This window comes from Saccharopolyspora spinosa NRRL 18395 (genome assembly GCF_000194155.1).
GTDB lineage: Bacteria > Actinomycetota > Actinomycetes > Mycobacteriales > Pseudonocardiaceae > Saccharopolyspora > Saccharopolyspora spinosa.
In genome coordinates, this window is sequence record NZ_GL877879.1 from 130,891 (window position 1) to 147,255 (window position 16,365).

The window sequence follows — 16,365 nt, forward strand, 5'->3', positions numbered from 1 at the left end:
CTAGGTCAGCGCGCCGTCTGGGACGTGTCTGCGAACTTCGTCGACGACAGCGAATCGAGAGTGCACGTTCAGCTTGCCCAGGATCCTGGTTACATGACTTTGCACAATTCGCCGTGGCACGGCCAGCTCGGCCGCGATGTCCGGGTTGGAACGCCCTTCCGAGACCAGGATTGCGATCCTGACCTCTTCCGGGGACAGGGCAGCCCAGCCCTCGACGGGGCGCACGACCCGGGCGTGCGGACTCGGGAGAATCCCATGTGCGCGTAGCCTGGACTCGGCTCGGCGGATGTCCCAGCGGGCGGACAGCAGGCCGAATTGCTCGACTGCCTCGTCGAGTTTGCGCTGGGCGTCGTCCTGCAGATTCCGTTGGGCCAGGAGCAGCGCGATATCTTCCAGAGCCGCGGCGAGTTCGACCCCGCGTCCCACCTCTCGGTAGTGCTCCGCCGCGGCCATGATCGGTTCGGGGTCGCCGGAGATGAGTCCTTCGCAGCGGGCGGCTGCGGTGAACGCCCGAGCCGGCTGGCTTTCCTCGCCCGCTTCCTCTCGGCACACGTCCAACGCTTGGTGTGCCCGGTCGAGATCGCCGACCTCAACCGCCAGCCGGACGAGGTCTGGCAGCCATTGGTGCCGCAGCATCAGGGGCGCGAACCCCGGACTTAGGATCGGATCCATGATGGACAGGGCCTTGTCCGCTTCCCCGCGTTGCTCGGCCGCCAATGCCTGGGCGACCAGCAAGAAGTCGACGTTCTCCCGCTCCGCGCCGCTCGCCGGCGAATATTCCTCGGCCGCGTCGAGATGACGTGCGGTCGTCTTGGTGTCTTCCCGCCGCCCGGCGATCAACGCGCCGACGCCGTGCGAGAGCAACGCGGCCGGACCGGGCTCACGTAATCCGTAGAACGAGATCGCAGGTCCATCCTCGGTCAGAGTCTGCAACTCGAGCATGGCTTCGTCCCAGCGGCCCACCCAGTAGTAGTGCACCGCCTCGGTCACCTGGAGAGGGCTGGACGAGAGGTCCTGTGCCGCGACCTTGCGGGCCAAGCGCATCGCCTCTTCCGCCTCGTCAAGGCGATCCAGGTTCTGCAAGGTGAACGTCCGGTTGTCGAGCAGATCGAAGCGGAATTCGGAGAGGTCGGGATCGTCGCCGATCACCTCGAGCGCACTGTCGACGTACTCCAGCGCTCGCATGTGATCCCGGCGCACCGTGTCCACCAGCCATCTGGTCTGCAACGCGTGCGCGATCGGGTAGGGCTCACCCGCCGCCGCCGCCTCCGCATAGGAGTCGATGGCGCTACTCTCGGTCGCGTCGAGGTCGCTGAGGTCGCCGCGGCGGAAGTTGGCCTGCAGCGATCTGTGCCGGGCCCGCCAGATCTCTGGTACCTCGGGATCGTTGTCCGAGCTCCCCAGAGTGTCGATCGCCGCGGCTGTTTCGCCCCGTCGGAACAACATCGCCGCCAGCAGCTGCCGCATCTCCGCCGACCGGTACGGGGCGGTCGCGATGGCGAGGGCTTGCCGCACTTGCGGCTCCGCCTCGCGGCCCGCCCGGAACAGCACCTTCGCGAGCGCAGCGAGCAGCACTTCTCGGTTGGCGTCACCGGCCGGGCAGGTTTCGAGCGCACGTTCGAACAGCTCGATGGCGATCAGCGGTGCCCGGTTGGACACCGCGACGTGGTTTTCCGCCAGCCACTCCAGCACCCAGCGGTCGTCGACGGCCGGTGCCGCCAGGAGTTGTTCGGCGACCTGTCGCACCGGGGCACCGCCGCGGGCGAATGCCTCCGCCGCCTGCCGGTGCAGCGCGCCCCGCACTGCCTTCGGGATTCCGTCGTAGAGCGCCTGCCGCAGTAGCGGGTGCCGGAACGCCAGTTCGGTCTCGGCATCTACGACGACATCGGCAGCGACAGCTTCCTCGAAGGCCGCCAGAAGCTCGAACGCCTGTTGGCCAGTGGCCGCGGCAACGTCGGTGACGGAGAATTCCATACCGAACAGCGCACCCCAGCGGAGCACTTCCCGGGCGCGCGGGGAAAGGAAGTCGAGTCGCTTACCAACTGCGGCAACGAGGGATTGAGGGGCATCCGAGATCGATGACGCGGGGACGTCGGCAGTGCCATCGCCGATGGCCACGGCATCGGCCCGCAGCAAGGCGTCGGTCATTTCCTGCACGTACATCGGATTTCCCGCGGCGCGTCCGGCTATTTCCCGCAGCACCGGACCTGGTTTGGCGCCGACCAATTCGCCGAGCAGCTGATCGGTCTCGGTCTCGGACAGCGGAGCCAACAGGAAAACCGCGCCATCCCGCGATTCGACAGCGCGGCGCAGTTGTCCCACCTCCGCCCGGTCTGGTGCCGGGCGTGATGCCGCGACCAGCAGCAGTGGCAATTGGCGCGTCGCCGCGCAGAGCCGGTGCCACACCAGAACGCTGGCCTCGTCCGCCCACTGCAGGTCGTCGATGACCAGAATCAGCGGCGAGATCACGCAGATCTCATCGACGAGTTCGAGCAACCGGTGGACCGGGTCCGCGGAATGCTCGCCGTGCAGGGTGGCGGCAAGCTGTGCCCGCCGCGGGTCGGATGCCGTCGCATCGATGCCGAGACACTCCGTCATGACCTGGAGCGGGAATCGCTGACTCAGTTCGTCGGCCACCGCCCACGCGAGTTGGCAGCCGCGGCGGCCGGCATCGGCGAGCGCGACTGTGAGCAGCTCGGATTTCCCGATCCCCGGATCGCCCTCGATCCACACCGGTCGGCCACGGCCGGCGAGCACCTCGACAACCAAGTCCTGCAGGCGTGCGACCTCCGAAGCGCGTCCGACGAAGCGGCTTTCCTCGCTTCGCTGCAGCGCACGGGTGACGTGGGCCGGAACGACCGAGAGCGGTGCGCTGCTGGCCGGACGTTGTGCTCTGCTAACCACCGGTGGCCTCGCCGGCTCTGCGTCCAGTGCGGGATCGTTGGCCAGGATCTGTTCGTGCACTCGACTCAGCTCGGGCCCCGGTTCGACGCCGAGTTCTTCAACCAGCATCCGGCGGGCGTCCCGGTAGACCTCCAATGCCTCCGCCGGTCGTCCGCTGCGGTACAGGGTGGTCATCAACAACACGCGCAGGGACTCCCGCAACGGGAAGTCGCGGACCAGCCCGGCAAGCTCCGCAGCCAAATCCACGTGACCGCCCAGTGCGAGGACAGCCTTCGAGCGGTGTTCGATGGTCGCCAGGCGCAGTTCCGCCAGGCGTTCGCGTTGACGCTCGGCGAATGGCCCCGGGACGCCGGACAGCGCTTCCCCGCGCCACAGACCCAATGCAGCGTTCAGGGATTCAACCGCGGCCTCGCAGTCACCGGAGGAAAGCTGTTGCCGGCCCTGGTCGCGCAGTCGCTCGAAGACGGCTACGTCCAGGGCTTCCGGAGCGAGCCGAAGCGTGTAACCGGCTGGTTGCGAGACCAGGACGCCGTCGTTGGACCGTCGGGAGCGCTGCGGTTCCAGGTGGCGACGCAGGCCCGAGATATAGGTGTAGACGCTTCCTTCGGCGCTGGTGGGAGGGCGTTCTCCCCACAGTGCGTCGATGAGTTCATGTCGGGAGACGACGTGATTGGCGTGCAGCGCCACCGCCGCGAACACCGCTCGCTGGCGTGGTGGGCCCAGCGTGATCTCCTCTTGTCCCAGCCAAGCGCGCGAAGGCCCCAGCAATTCGACCTTGAGCGGGCCGCTCACGCTCGCAGGCATTGCCACCCCTTGTTACACAGAAGCCACCGACGGTTGGGTCTCTTGCAAGGTAGTGCACCTTTGGGCATCCGTTTGTGTCCTTGATCTTGTTTGCTCGAAGGATTGCCCGTTTGTACATGCGCGCTGTTTGCTCGAAGGATTGCCCCTTTGCGCACGCGCGCCGTCAGGAGGGGTGCTTTGGCGCCGCTGCGTCTCTGACGCGTCTCGCGGTCGGTGTCGTTTCTGCACGTCAGCTTGACCTCTTGAGCTGTTCCACGGCTTGCGGAGGGTGGTCGTCGGCGGCGTGCGACGGGCTGAAGACGGTGTGAAGAAGTTGTGGACCCAGGACGGCAATGCTCGGTGTTGTGCAGGATCCGACGCTGAGGAGTGCAGCCATGACGAGCCAGAACCACAAGACGATCCGTTCTAACGTGGTTTTCGACCTCACGGCCCCGGCGGGCGTCAGGTCCCCGGTTTGGGTGGAACTGCGGTACGAGAGCCGTGAGCCGTACGCGGTGAACATGAGCTTCCACGCTGGGATGACTGGTCAGATCGACTGGGTGATCGCCCGGGACCTCCTGGCGGACGGGCTGATCGTTGCGAGTGGCGAAGGTGACGTGCAGATCATCCCCCAACCCGACAACCACGAGCTCGTCATTATCGCATTGAGCTCGCCGTCCGGGCAGGCCGCCTTCGAAGCGCACGCTGCCGAACTGGCGGACTTCCTGGACGAGACCTACGACGTCGTCGCCCCGGGTGACGAGCACAAGTGGATGAGCATCGACGAGGAGCTTAGTCGATTGCTGCAGAATGACCTGCATTGAGGTGATCTCAGTAAGGCTGTGCGTCGGGGTGGCCTACGTTGAGATGGGGCTGGGTCTTTGGTAGACGAGTTCTCACCACAAGATCATCTTCTTCTCGGTGCGGACACCCCAGCTGATCATCTAGCGTGCCTGTGAGAGGTGAGCGGACCCGGAGACGCCGCCCATGACCGGCGTTCTGCCGCAGCCTCACAGGCCGACAGCCGGATCCTCCTCGTTGTGGCCGGGCTGGCTCGCTTCCTGGGTGCGGCCGGTGTGGATGTAGTCGAGGTGAACAGGCCGAACCGGGCGATGCGCGGGCGCTGCGGCAAGAGCGACGCGATGGATGCCGAGGCAGCCGCCCACGGTGTTATCCGGCGAGACCGTGGTCACGCCGAAAGCGGTGACGAGCCTCTGGAAGCGATCCGGGTGCTCAAACTCGCCAAGGACTCTGCGGTGACGGCCAGGGGTGCAGGCAATCAACCAACCCAAGGCTGTCCTGTCAACGCCGAGCCGCAGCTGCGCGAGGAACTCGCCGCGGAGAGTCTCAGCCGGCTCGTTGCCCGTTCCGCCCACCTGGATTCCGGGATTCCGAGGCAAATCGGGGTGTCACCGCCGCTGTCGCGCACACGCTCAGCCGGCTGGCTTGTCGTATCCAGCACCTCGCTGAGGAGATCCACGACCCCTGGCAGCGCATCACCACGGCCGTCAGGGCCGCCGCGCCCGCACTGCCGCAGTTGCGCGGTATCGGCCCGTATTCCACAGCGAAGCTGCTCATCGCCGCTGGCGACAACCCGCACCGATTGCGAAGCGAGTCCTCGTTCGCGGCGCTGTGCGGTGTCAGCCCGGTCGAGGCCTCCGCTGGCAAGACCCAGCGCCATCGCCTCAACAGAGGCGGGCATCGGCGGGCCAACGCAGCGCTGTTCCGAGCCGTACTCACCGGCCTGCGATGGGACAAGCGCACCCGCGAATACCTGCAATGGCGAACCGTCGAAGTACGGCCCAAACGCGAGATCATTCGCTGCCTGCCTCGAACGCTTCCAGGCTAGGGCCGTCTACCAAATTATCCGCGATGCACTCGCCACGCCCGTTTGACACTCTTGTGAGACTGCGCGGGCGGCCTGGTGGTCGTAGGGGCATCACGCTCGACGTTTCCCGTTAACTCGCCCGTTACCTCAGCAAGTTGCTGACCGATGGCCGCTGCCGTTGTCGTTCCCGCAAAGGACGCCGGGCATTGAGTTGTGCCTGTCAGGCAGTGCTGGGTCTGCGAAAGTTCGGGGACCGACCTGCGGTCTCGTCCAATCCGCGCGGTTTCTGGCAGCAAAATAGGGGGTAGGAATTCCTACCCCCTCGAGTGGGCTGCCATAAGTCAGTGGGTCTTTGCAGAAGAACCGGCGGCTGCAGGGCTCGAGGCCGTGGCGCACTAAGGTTGATCTTGCTGCTGAAGACGTATGTGCATGTGGAGAGCTTGCGGGCGGCGCTATCGCGAGACCCCCGCACGGATGTCGACTTTCGGACAACAACACATCCCGTGAGCAGAACGTTCGGATGAGCCGCTCTATGGGGCGGACACGGCATCCTGTCTTCGGTGTTCACCAGCCGAATCAACGGACGCGGGGGAGACGACCGTGAGCGCAAATCGCTGGGGAGGTGCTTTGGACGGCGCAGGCGCCATGCCCTTCGTGCGGGGCAGCCTCTGGTATTTTCGCTAGCCTCGTTTTCGGGTGCTTCTGGGGATCAAGCCAGACCGAGGAATCGGGGTGCTCTGATTCTGACGGTCGGGGCGTCAAGGACAGCTTGCGAGTCCAAGCGATCGATGTCCGTGCGATTGCCGTCGTACGTTTCGATGACCAGGCGGAGAAGGTTCCGGTCCTCGCGAGACATCCGCCGCCGTTTTTCCGCCCCGATGGACGCCATCGCCTCCGCAGCGGGCAGCACGTTTCGGCGCTCCAGGTGGCCTGCCACCATGTTTGTCTGCTCCTCGTCGAGGGCTGACCCCATGTGGAAGAGCACCTGATCGAGGGCGTCTGCGAAATCCTGTTGTGGGGTGGCCGATAGGGCTGCGTCCCGGTCCGTGACGGACATCTCATCCTCCCTTTGAGCGGTCCGAGCAAAAGTAAGAAAGCGCGAGGCTGATCTTTTCTGCCGCAGGGGATACGGACCGCCTTTGGCTGGCAATTGACGCGATCCCAGGCGTCCGGTGGGAGTGTTTTATCCCGATCCTGTAGCGCAACGTTAGCGCCCCGCTGGGGTACCGGCCAGCACGTTGCCCTCGCGTCCCTGCGAGGTTGCACGTATCCGCACGTGGTGGACTGGTTCGGTAAGCACATGTGCGGATGTGAGATGGCGTGATTTCCGCCGGACTTCACCCGCGGCTAGCTGATCTTGAGAAGACGTAGAGACCTTGTGGAGTCGGCTCCGGCAGGTTGTTCGGTGCAGAGAGAGAAACCACGGGAGGTGCGATGGAACGAGTACGCGTGGCTGTGCTTGCCTCTGATGCCATTACGCATGCCGGGCTTGCAAGCTGCCTCAACTCTCGCGCCGAGGTGTTGGTGGTGCCGAATCGAAACCTGGTCGAGGTGGACGTCGTCGTCGTGGCAGCCGAGCGGCTGACTGACGGGGTGGCCGCCTTGCGCGCCTTGGGGGCTGACCTGGAGCGCAGTGCAGTCCTGGTGATTGACCAGTTGGATCCGGCTGGCTTGCTCGCGGCGGTGGAATGTGGTGTGGCGGCGGTGATACCACGCAGTGCGGCCACCGACGACCATTTGATAAGAGTCATCCAGGTCGCCGCGACCGGAGGTGGCGTGCTGCCTTCGGAACTGGTCGGAGAGCTGCTCCGCGAGATCGCTCGTCTGCAGCGGGAGGTCCTGGCACCGCGCGGTATCAGCGCTTCCGGGTTGACACCTCGCGAGCTCGATGTCGTCCGCTTGCTGGCCGAGGGCTTGGATACTGCTGATATCGCTGAGAAGCTGGCCTACTCGGAGCGCACCGTGAAGAACGTCATCTACGGAATGACCAACAGGCTCAAGTTGCGCAACCGGCCACATGCCGTCGCCTACGCAATGCGTGCAGGCGTGATCTGACACGCGTCAACAGTCTGGTTCCCGTTCGGACGCCGCAGCAGGGCTGCGAATGGGTGAGAATTACTGACAGCCGCCCCGCGGATGTTGGAGGGTCTGTTCGCGTCGCCGAACGAGGAAGCTCGCTCGGCGACGCGTTCTTCCCGAAGCTCGACGACTCGGCAGCGTTAGCCTGGACAAGCAAACCACAGGCGCGCTGGTAAGGGCGTAGAGCAAAAAATGAAGAGATTATGGCAGCAAGTGAGCATGTTTCACAAGTCTCTTTGGAGGGGGTTGGCGCCGTGGCCCACGTGACTCCTCGCGTCCATCCGATGGCACATGGCAACGGCCGGATGTACCAATGGGCAGACTTGGCTTCCCGATGTGGACACGCTTTTCGGGCACCCGGTGAACTCATGATCAGTTTGCGACATGGTGGCTCGCGACTGACAGATGAGGAAGTGCGATGACGATGAGACGTTCGTCCTGGTCAGCGCTCGCGATGAGCGCGGCCTTGGTGGTGGGATTGGCAGGATGCGGGGGAGCCGGCGGATCCGACAGCGGGAAGATTGAGATCAAGGTCGCGACCTTCGGCGAGTTCGGCTACGAACCGCTGTTCGCGGAGTACGAGGCGCAGCACCCCAACATCGACCTAGTGCCCCAAGTCTCCGACTTCGAGGCTCACCACAAGGGGCTTGCCACCCATCTCGCAGGCGGGAGCGGCGTCGCCGACGTCGTCGCGATCGAAGAGCAGTACATGCCGCAGTTCCTGCAGTCGAAGGACAAGTTCGTCAACCTTGCCGACCTCGGGGCCAAGGAGTTGCAGGGCCAGTGGGCCCCTTGGAAGTGGCAGCAGGGGGTCAGCAAGGACGGCAGCTTCGTCCTCGGTCTCGGGACGGACATGGGTGGTCTCGCACTCTGCTACCGCCGCGACATGTTCGAGAAGGCCGGCCTGCCCACCGACCGCGATGAGGTGGCCAAGCTGTGGCCCACCTGGGAAGATTTCGGCCGTGTTGCCGATCGGTTCAGCGCCGCGGTACCTGATGCGAAGTTCGCCGATTCCGCCGGCAGCATTTACACCGCGATCCTCAACCAGTCCGAGGAGAACTTCTTCTCCAAGACGGACGATTCGTTCATCGCCGACCGGAATCCGAACCTGCGCCGCGCCTTCGACATCGCCGGGAGCATCGGGGCGAAGGGGCAGACCGCCAAGGTGACCACCTACACCCAGGCGTGGAACGTCGCGGTCAAGCAGGGTTCGTTCGCCGTCATGAACTGCCCGGCCTGGATGCTGGAACAGATCAAGGATGCGGGCGGCAACGCGAACACGGGCAAATGGGACGTCACGACGGTCCCCGGCAACAGCGGCAACCAGGGCGGCTCCTACCTTGCTGTGCCCAAGCAGAGCACACACCAGAAGGAAGCCTACGACGTCGCGAAGTGGCTGACCGCTCCCGAGCAGCAGAAGAAGATCTTCTTGCAGAGCGGAATCCTGCCCAGCGCGCCAGCCGCCTACCAGGCCCCCGAGGTGGTCAGCAAGACCGATCCCTACTTCAACAACGCGCCGGTGGGCAAGATCTACGCGGCCGCCGGGGACAGCCTGCGACCGAACTACCGCGGTCCCAAGGACAGCCTCGTGCGCCCGAAGTTCGGTCTGGCGCTTGGTCGCGTCGAAGACCGGAAACAAACCCTCGATGAGGCATGGGCAGAAGCGGTCCAGCAGGCACGCGAAGCAATCAAGTAGGGTCCGATGGCAGCGCGCCCGTCGGCCTTGCCGTCAACTGTTTCGGGCTCACGCTCGAGCCAACTGCTCGCCAGGATCGACGGTCGAGTTACTCCGTACCTCTTCATCGCGCCCTTCTTCGTGTTGTTCGCGGTGTTCGGCCTTTTCCCACTGCTGTACACCGCGTGGGTCTCGCTGCATGACTGGAACCTGATCGACGGCGATCAGGGTTTCGTCGGGTTGGCGAACTACTCTGCGTTGTTCGCCGACCCCGACTTCTACAACGCCCTGTTCAACACCGCGAGCATCTTCCTGGTTTCCACCGTTCCGCAGTTGTTCGCCGCTCTCGGCATTGCGGCCTTGCTCAACCGGCCACTGCGGGCGGGAACCGCATGGCGGGCTGGCGTCCTGTTGCCGAACGTTGTTTCCGTGGTAGCCGTGGCGTTGGTCTTCGGTCAGTTGTTCGGGCGTGATTTCGGCGTGGCCAACTGGGTCCTCGGGATGTTCGGCGTGGAACCCGTGGAATGGGAGGGGCAGCGCTGGTCGTCCCACCTGGCCATCGCGGTCATGGTGATGTGGCGTTGGACCGGCTATAACTCCCTGCTTTACCTGGCGGCTATGCGCAACGTCCCGAGTGAGCTCTACGAAGCCGCAGCGCTGGACGGAGCATCGAGGTGGCGGTCATTCTGGTCGATCACCGTCCCCGGAATCCGACCGACCATCATTTTCACCGTGGTGGTGTCGACGATTGGCGGCCTGCAGCTGTTCGCGGAGCCGCAGCTGTTCGACTCGTCGGGAACCGCGGGTGTCGGTGGCAACGACCGCCAGTTCCAGACGCTGACCATGTACCTGTACGAGAAGGGGTTCGGCCTGTTCGACGCCGGGTACGCGGCTGCGATCGCGTGGGTGCTGTTCGTTATTTGCCTGCTGGCCGCCTTGGCGAACTTCGTGCTGGCCCGTCGAATTCGGGGAGGCGGTTGAGTCATGCGCGCGAGTGTCATTGGCCGGCCGCCGCAGGTTCGCGGATCTGCGCGCGCGCGGCGGCTGGACCGCCGGCCCGGCGTTCTGGTCTACGGTTTTCTCTTCGCAGTGGTCGCGACGTCGGTTTTCCCGCTGTACTGGTCCTTCGTGGTGGCTTCGAGTGACGGATCGGCGATCGGTGAGGCGAGTCCTCCGCTGATCCCAGGCGGCTACTTCCTGGACAACGTCCGACGTGTTTTCGACACCGTGGATTTCTGGTTGGCGATCCAGAACTCGTTGATCGTGTCGGGCACGGTCATGGTGTCGACCGTCGTGCTGTCGAGCTTCGCCGGATTCGCTTTCGCTCGCCTGCGCTTCCCAGGAAGGAACACCCTGTTCCTGGTCGTGCTCGGTACGGTGATGGTGCCCGCCCAGCTCGGCGTGGTCCCCTTGTACATGGTGGTCGGAAACTTCGGATGGTACGGCCGCTTGGAAGCGGTGATCGTGCCGGGACTGATCAACGCGTTCAGCGTTTTCTGGATGCGCCAAGCGTGCGAGGAAGCGGTGCACGTCGAGCTGGTCGATGCGGCACGGGTCGACGGCTGTTCGATGTGGGGAACGTTCTGGCACGTCGCGGTCCCGGCGATCCGCCCCCAAGCGGCGGTGCTGGGCATGGTGACGTTCATGGCGGCGTGGAACGATTTCTTCTGGCCGCTGATCGTGCTGGACCCGAACGAGAGCCCCACCGTTCAGGTCGCCCTGTCGAGGCTGGCGAGCGGGTACTTCCTGGATTACTCGTTGATGCTGACCGGTACGACACTCGGCGTTTTGCCCGTTATCATCGTATTTATCTTGCTGGCACGTCAGATCGTGAACGGAATTACGCGAGCTTCAGTCAACGGATGAGGTGGTTATGATCAACGGGCAGGAACTTGCATTCCCACCGGGCTTTGCCTGGGGGGTTGCCACGGCCTCGTACCAGATCGAAGGTGGTGCGAAGGAAGATGGTCGTGGAGCGTCCATCTGGGACACGTTCACCGCCCGGGAGGGCACAGTCATCAACGGTGACACGGGTGAGACGGCCTGCGATCACTTTCACCGCTACCCCGAAGACGTCGCACTGATCGCGGAACTCGGGTTCCCGAAGTACCGCTTCTCAGTGTCCTGGCCCCGAGTCATGCCGGACGGCAAGACGTTGCAACCATCGGGAATCGCGTTCTACGACCGGCTTGTCGACGAGCTGCTCAGCCAGGGCATTGATCCGATGGTCACGCTCTACCACTGGGATCTGCCACAGGCGCTTGAAGACACCGGGGGATGGCGCGTCCGCGACACCGCCGCACGGTTCGCCGATTACGCGGCGACGGTGTACAGCGCTCTTGGCGATCGAGTTCAGGACTGGACGACGCTCAACGAGCCGTTCTGCTCGGCCTTTCTCGGCTACGGCAACGGGGTGCATGCGCCAGGAGTTACCGAACCCGGCACGGCACTGGTCGCGGCGCACCATCTCCTGTTGGCCCACGGGTTGGGAATGGACGTATTGCGGACAGCCGCAAGCCCTGAGCAGCGATTTTCCATCGTGCTGAACTTCTCGCCGGTACTGGTCGATGTGGACGACGAGGCGCACCGCGAGGCGGCGCGCAAATTCGACGGTATGCATAACAGGATGTTCCTCGATCCGGTGCTGGGCCGCGGCTATCCCGAGGACGTGCTCGGCGATGTCGCTCACCTGCAGGCCCTGGAACCAGCGATCCAGGATGGCGACCTGAAGACGATTACCGCCCCGATCGACTGGATTGGGGTGAACTATTACGCGCCGACCCGGGTGGCACCGTTGCCGGATCCAACCGAACCGAGCAACTGCGGCCTTCCAGGTCAGCGGGGCTTCAACGTGCTTCCGCCACGCGGCGCGCTCACCTCGTTCGGTTGGGAGCAGACACCAGAGTCGCTGACTGACCTGTTGCTGTGGCTGCACCGGCACTGCCCGGACGTTCCGCTCGTGGTGGCGGAGAACGGCGCTGCCTTCCCTGACGCGGTCGACTTCGACGGCCGGATCCGAGACGGCGAACGGATCCACTACTTCGCCGAGCACCTCCGCGCCGTCCACCGGGCGATCGAGCAAGGCGCGGACGTTCGCGGCTATCTCGCCTGGTCGTTGCTGGACAACTTCGAGTGGGCGATGGGGTATTCGCAGCGGTTCGGTCTGGTTCACGTCGACTTCGACACCCAGCAACGCACGATCAAAGACAGCGCCCGGTTCTTTTCGCGCGTCGTGGCCGCCAACGCGATCCCGGACGCCGCCTCGGTCGATCGAGTTGCGGACTGACATCGAGGTAGCGCACTTCCGCAGATGATTTTCCTTGTTCAGCGAAATCCCACTAATCTCGACCGCGGTCGGATGCCGGTGATGCGGAGCGTGTAGTCCGTACGCGCGCCCTGGGAAGTCTGCGGCTGCCGTTTGCACAGGTCATCGGCGGGCACCGGAGAGTCAGTCATGGCCATCCCGCTGGGCGCTCATCCCGTCGCATCGGTCCTCATGCGGCGCCAGCACGGCTAGGTCGGCGTACTCCGAGCCACAGAGGTAGCAGCTATGCGCCAGCCGGATACGCCACTGCTCAGCGGTTTCGCCTGCCCGCTTCTGCATGTGCGGCTTGACGGCACCCTGGCTGATCCCCTGCGCTCCTCCCGAGTCCGGACGGGGCCGGTGGTGGACGCCTTCACCGGCCGGCCCCGCCGAGGTACCGCCGCGCGCCGCGTTCGGGATTGAGGGGGCTGCGTCGCGTCGGGCGGTTAGTCGCGCACGGCTTGCTCCACTGCCACCACAGGTAGAGGCCGCCTCCGTACATCGCGGCCCACAGGAAACGGCGGCTAGCAGGAGCAACGGTTGCGACATGCCCATAGCGTCGACGCATGATCACTGTGGGTAAGGGGTTGCGGCATGCGGCTGCCCTATGCGCATAGGGCAGCCGGGGCTAGCGGGCCTGCTTCAGGTCTGGTGGTTGAAGCTTCTATCGGATCCGTAGGTGTGCGTTGGCGGCCATTGCCGCGTCGGCAAGCTCGGGCAGTTCGATGACGGTCACGCCTGCGGACTCAAGCAGTTCCACGCCGACGCAGTCGTGCACGAAACCGCGAACAACGATGCGCGCGCCAGCGCGTGAAGGACCGATCACATGCCGAACGTGCTGGACGTGATGCCGCAAATCGGGGCCATCTCGGCGATCATCGCCTACAACCTGATCGTCACGTGGAAGCGCTACCGCCCCCAACATGCGGGCGCGGGCGAAGTGCGCTGACGGTCTGGCACCTCAACGCCGACGTGGAAGCCGAGCAGCGACAACGCGAACAAGGCAGCCGCCACCGCCTAGCGGTCGCCACCGCTTACGCGGTCGCCACCGCTTACGCGAACTGACGGGACCACCGGACAGTCCAGTTCCACCACTGGACCTCCAACGCCGTGTCCTCCGGGTCACCTGCGCGAGCGTTGCTCAAAGCCCGTGATCACCTGGATGAACGTTTGCGCAGCTCTACGACCGTGAGCACTTTTTGTGCTCACGACCGTGGGCACTTTTTGTTGCTACAGAGCCTGTTTGGGAAGTGATCGTCCGGGTTGCGGTAGTGCGGGCTTGTGCCTTTGAAGCGGCGAAGCCGCTTAAAGCGGTTCCCGTAGCTTGCACTGCCGTGGGTTCTCAGACGGCGCGGGGGAGTGGCCTGGCTGTGCCTCACCAACCGCTGCGAAGCGAACGGTCCGTTCACCTCGATAGACGACACAAATGGTCCGTTCGCTTCACCCCAGTACCTTCCAACAGCCTCTATACCGACCAAAAGTACTCACGGACCCTGGCCAGGAGAACCGCAGCCATTGCCCTGGACCGCCCCGGAACCCGGCTCGATGCCCATGCCCCTGACCTCGCGGCGTCGAGCCGAGCGGCCGGTCGGTGCGCTTCCCCTCCCTGCGCACCGACCGGCCGCACCCCGCTCCACGTCATCGGGTCCGCAGTTTCAATTGAAACCGGAGGTCCAATTTCAATTGAAATTGCGGGGTGGACGCGGTGAAGGTGCCCTTCACCGCGAATAGTCGGCGGCGCGGCGGGGGCGCATGATCAGGGCGGCCACGTAGTAGGTGCACGGTTCGTCGGTGGTGTTCGCGTAGCCGTGTGGGGCGTCGGCGGCGAAGTAGAGCGAGTCGCCGGCCGCTAGGTCGAAGCTCTCGTCGCCGATGGTCAGCCGCAGGCTGCCCGATTCCACCGCGACGAACTCGTGCGACCCCGCCGCGTACGCGGGGAAGGTCCCCGCATCACAACCGGTCGGCAGGGTGGACCGGATCCACTCGAAGTTCACGCCAGGCACCACCGGGCTGAGGATGGTCCGCCGCCAGCCGCCGGGTTCGTCGACGGCGTCCTGATCGGCCGCGCGCCGGACGATCACCCGCTCCGGCGCGGTGATCAGGTCCGCTACAGGCACGCCCAAGCCGTCCGCGATGCGTGCCAGCACGACGATCGTCGCGGCTTTCTGCCCGCGCTCCACGGACGACAACATCCCCGCGCTCACCGATGCGGCCGCAGCCAGGTCCTGCAACGTCATGCGCCGATCAGTCCGCAACGCCTGTACGCGCTTGCCCAGTTCCACCAGATCCATGATTTCACTATAATGGTCGAAACTTTCACTATAGAGAAATTGGGGTTGTGATGATTACGGTGCGGCGAGCTGTCGACGGGGATCTGCGCGCGGTGGCCGAGATCTTCGCTCACTACGTCGACGGCAGCACCGCGACGTTCGAGATCATCCCGCCGGATGTCTCGCAGTGGCGGCAGAAACTCGATGCGCTGGCCGACCAGGGCCTGCCGTTCCTGGTCGCCGAGATCGACGCGGAGGTGGTCGGTTTCGGCTACGCCGGACCGTGGCGCCCCAAGCCCGCCTACCGGCACACCGTCGAGGACACCGTCTACCTCGCGCCGGGGTGGACCGGGCGGGGCCTCGGGAAGTCCTTGCTCACCAACCTGATGGCCGATAGCGCGCGGGCCGGGGCGACGCAGATGATCGCGGTCATAGCCGACGACGGCGACGACTCCTCGGTCGCGCTGCACCGCGCATGCGGTTTCCGGGAGGTCGGGCGGCTGCCTGAAGTAGGCCACAAGTTCGGCCGCTGGATCGATACCGCACTGCTACAGCGAAAATTGGATCCGGTGCCGTAAATCCTTTTCGTGGCAAGGTGTTTCGCGCGGTGTGTTCGTCATCCGGTGTTCAGTCCAAGTGCTCCCTAAGACATTTGCGAATCCGATTGTTCCGTCCGGGGGCTTGTGGGAAGGTTCGCGCGTCGTATTGGGCCTGAACATTTTCGTGCGAGGAAAATTGAAGAGGCTGATTGCGCCGTTAGCTGCGGCGCTGTTGATCACTCTGGCCGGCTGCGGCGTCGGCGCTAAGCCGCAGTCCTCCGGCGGCGGGGACTCCAAGTCCAGCAGCGAGACCAGCCCGAGCAGCGGCGAGTCCGAGTCCACCGGGCCGCAGAGCGTTGCCTTCGGGCAGTCGGTCACGGTCAAGACCGACCAGGGTACCAAGCTGAAGCTGACCATCAGCGCCCCGACCGACTTCACCGAGGAGACGGACTTCGATCCCGAGAAGGGCAAGTACGTCGTCGTTGACGCGGAGGCCGCGCTGGCTGCCGGTGTCGTCGGCAACGTCAGCGAGGACGAGTTCTGCCTCGTCGACGGCGAGGGCAACCGGTACGAGCCGGCCATCGCCTCGATGGAGATCTCCGGATCGTTCATCGAGCTGCTGACCGACAAGGACAAGCCGGTCACCGGGAAGATCATCTACGACGTGCCGACGGACGCCCCCGGCCTGACGGTCGAGTACTCGCCGACCGGCGTCAACAGCAAGACGTTGGGTCCCCTTGCCAGCTGGAAGTGAGGTCGCACGGCCCCTAAGCCGGGTTTTCCGAGTCGCTTTGACGCGGACACCCCGGCCTTTTTGTCGCTCGCTAGAGGTAAAAACGACACACGATCGAGCGATTACCTTTTGTGTAACACTCCAAACTCAACGGTTTCCCCGACCCGTTTGTCCTGATCAAGCGGCAGATGCGGGTGATCGGGATCAGGTCGGTCCGCGTCGGTGGCCGCAGAGTGCGCGTTAGCGTCCC

At 64.7% G+C, this 16,365-nt stretch carries 16 protein-coding genes; 10 read left to right on the plus strand and 6 right to left on the minus strand.

What is annotated here, in order from left to right; translation table 11 throughout:
• Entirely contained in the window at positions 1-3,708 is a 3,708-nt protein-coding gene (locus tag SSPN_RS0119610) for a BTAD domain-containing putative transcriptional regulator (protein WP_044574666.1), read from the minus strand.
• Positions 3,709-4,082: 374 nt separating this feature from the next.
• Here SSPN_RS0119610 and SSPN_RS0119615 point away from each other — a divergent pair, with 374 nt between their 5' ends.
• Positions 4,083-4,511, plus strand: coding sequence for an SsgA family sporulation/cell division regulator (locus SSPN_RS0119615; protein ID WP_010307603.1), 429 nt, complete (start codon positions 4,083-4,085; stop codon positions 4,509-4,511).
• Between the two features lie 186 nt (positions 4,512-4,697).
• On the opposite strand, the gene SSPN_RS53815 is transcribed toward SSPN_RS0119615, so the two are convergent.
• Positions 4,698-5,063: a hypothetical protein gene (locus SSPN_RS53815; protein ID WP_010307604.1), complete on the minus strand. Its 366-nt coding sequence runs from the start codon at positions 5,061-5,063 to the stop codon at positions 4,698-4,700.
• A 161-nt stretch (positions 5,064-5,224) separates the two neighbouring features.
• On the opposite strand from SSPN_RS53815, the gene SSPN_RS62785 reads away from it, so the two are divergent.
• Positions 5,225-5,536, plus strand: a complete 312-nt coding sequence (locus SSPN_RS62785; protein WP_010307605.1) for a transposase — start codon at positions 5,225-5,227, stop codon at positions 5,534-5,536.
• A 688-nt stretch (positions 5,537-6,224) separates the two neighbouring features.
• Here SSPN_RS62785 and SSPN_RS0119630 read toward each other — a convergent pair.
• A complete protein-coding gene (locus tag SSPN_RS0119630; RefSeq protein WP_010307606.1) occupies positions 6,225-6,572 on the minus strand; it encodes a hypothetical protein in 348 nt (115 codons plus the stop codon).
• Positions 6,573-6,949: 377 nt separating this feature from the next.
• Here SSPN_RS0119630 and SSPN_RS0119635 point away from each other — a divergent pair, with 377 nt between their 5' ends.
• The 5 genes from SSPN_RS0119635 to SSPN_RS0119655 all read left to right on the plus strand — a co-directional run bounded on the left by SSPN_RS0119635 (position 6,950) and on the right by SSPN_RS0119655 (position 12,555).
• Positions 6,950-7,570: a helix-turn-helix transcriptional regulator gene (locus SSPN_RS0119635; protein ID WP_029535515.1), complete on the plus strand. Its 621-nt coding sequence runs from the start codon at positions 6,950-6,952 to the stop codon at positions 7,568-7,570.
• Between the two features lie 442 nt (positions 7,571-8,012).
• Complete coding sequence (locus tag SSPN_RS0119640; RefSeq protein WP_010307608.1) at positions 8,013-9,290, plus strand: ABC transporter substrate-binding protein; 1,278 nt, start codon at positions 8,013-8,015, stop codon at positions 9,288-9,290.
• 6 nt (positions 9,291-9,296) lie between these two features.
• Positions 9,297-10,250 (plus strand): carbohydrate ABC transporter permease, encoded by a 954-nt coding sequence (locus SSPN_RS0119645; RefSeq protein WP_010307609.1) that lies wholly within the window; start codon positions 9,297-9,299, stop codon positions 10,248-10,250.
• 3 nt (positions 10,251-10,253) lie between these two features.
• Positions 10,254-11,135: a carbohydrate ABC transporter permease gene (locus SSPN_RS0119650; protein WP_010307610.1), complete on the plus strand. Its 882-nt coding sequence runs from the start codon at positions 10,254-10,256 to the stop codon at positions 11,133-11,135.
• Between the two features lie 7 nt (positions 11,136-11,142).
• Positions 11,143-12,555, plus strand: a complete 1,413-nt coding sequence (locus SSPN_RS0119655; RefSeq protein WP_010307611.1) for a GH1 family beta-glucosidase — start codon at positions 11,143-11,145, stop codon at positions 12,553-12,555.
• Between the two features lie 162 nt (positions 12,556-12,717).
• On the opposite strand, the gene SSPN_RS57740 is transcribed toward SSPN_RS0119655, so the two are convergent.
• Both SSPN_RS57740 and SSPN_RS60040 read right to left on the minus strand, forming a co-directional pair.
• Positions 12,718-12,873, minus strand: coding sequence for a hypothetical protein (locus tag SSPN_RS57740; protein WP_010307612.1), 156 nt, complete (start codon positions 12,871-12,873; stop codon positions 12,718-12,720).
• Positions 12,874-13,237: 364 nt separating this feature from the next.
• Positions 13,238-13,399, minus strand: a complete 162-nt coding sequence (locus tag SSPN_RS60040) for a hypothetical protein (RefSeq protein ID WP_010307613.1) — start codon at positions 13,397-13,399, stop codon at positions 13,238-13,240.
• Between SSPN_RS60040 and SSPN_RS61720 the strand changes: the two genes are divergently transcribed.
• On the plus strand, positions 13,400-13,522 hold the full coding sequence (locus SSPN_RS61720) for a hypothetical protein (protein WP_010307614.1): 123 nt from the start codon (positions 13,400-13,402) through the stop codon (positions 13,520-13,522).
• A gap of 769 nt (positions 13,523-14,291) precedes the next feature.
• Here SSPN_RS61720 and SSPN_RS0119675 read toward each other — a convergent pair.
• A complete protein-coding gene (locus SSPN_RS0119675; protein ID WP_010307615.1) occupies positions 14,292-14,864 on the minus strand; it encodes a helix-turn-helix domain-containing protein in 573 nt (190 codons plus the stop codon).
• 50 nt (positions 14,865-14,914) lie between these two features.
• Here SSPN_RS0119675 and SSPN_RS0119680 point away from each other — a divergent pair, with 50 nt between their 5' ends.
• The gene (locus SSPN_RS0119680) at positions 14,915-15,421 is read left to right on the plus strand and encodes a GNAT family N-acetyltransferase (RefSeq protein WP_010307616.1); all 507 of its coding nucleotides are present in this window, start codon (positions 14,915-14,917) and stop codon (positions 15,419-15,421) included.
• Between the two features lie 157 nt (positions 15,422-15,578).
• Positions 15,579-16,136, plus strand: a complete 558-nt coding sequence (locus tag SSPN_RS0119685; protein ID WP_010307617.1) for a DUF4352 domain-containing protein — start codon at positions 15,579-15,581, stop codon at positions 16,134-16,136.
• Positions 16,137-16,365: the final 229 nt, after the last annotated feature.

Excerpts from the sequence above, each read along its gene's own strand:
- SSPN_RS0119650 (WP_010307610.1), top strand. The coding sequence starts at position 10,254 with ATGCGCGCGAGTGTCATTGGCCGGCCGCCGCAGGTTCGCGGATCTGCG.
- SSPN_RS0119645 (WP_010307609.1), top strand. The coding sequence starts at position 9,297 with ATGGCAGCGCGCCCGTCGGCCTTGCCGTCAACTGTTTCGGGCTCACGC.
- SSPN_RS61720 (WP_010307614.1), top strand. The coding sequence starts at position 13,400 with ATGCCGAACGTGCTGGACGTGATGCCGCAAATCGGGGCCATCTCGGCG.
- SSPN_RS0119630 (WP_010307606.1), bottom strand. The coding sequence starts at position 6,572 with ATGTCCGTCACGGACCGGGACGCAGCCCTATCGGCCACCCCACAACAG.
- SSPN_RS0119635 (WP_029535515.1), top strand. The coding sequence starts at position 6,950 with ATGGAACGAGTACGCGTGGCTGTGCTTGCCTCTGATGCCATTACGCAT.
- SSPN_RS57740 (WP_010307612.1), bottom strand. The coding sequence starts at position 12,873 with ATGCAGAAGCGGGCAGGCGAAACCGCTGAGCAGTGGCGTATCCGGCTG.
- SSPN_RS0119640 (WP_010307608.1), top strand. The coding sequence starts at position 8,013 with ATGACGATGAGACGTTCGTCCTGGTCAGCGCTCGCGATGAGCGCGGCC.
- SSPN_RS0119680 (WP_010307616.1), top strand. The coding sequence starts at position 14,915 with ATGATTACGGTGCGGCGAGCTGTCGACGGGGATCTGCGCGCGGTGGCC.
- SSPN_RS0119615 (WP_010307603.1), top strand. The coding sequence starts at position 4,083 with ATGACGAGCCAGAACCACAAGACGATCCGTTCTAACGTGGTTTTCGAC.
- SSPN_RS0119675 (WP_010307615.1), bottom strand. The coding sequence starts at position 14,864 with ATGGATCTGGTGGAACTGGGCAAGCGCGTACAGGCGTTGCGGACTGAT.
- SSPN_RS0119610 (WP_044574666.1), bottom strand. The coding sequence starts at position 3,708 with ATGCCTGCGAGCGTGAGCGGCCCGCTCAAGGTCGAATTGCTGGGGCCT.
- SSPN_RS0119655 (WP_010307611.1), top strand. The coding sequence starts at position 11,143 with ATGATCAACGGGCAGGAACTTGCATTCCCACCGGGCTTTGCCTGGGGG.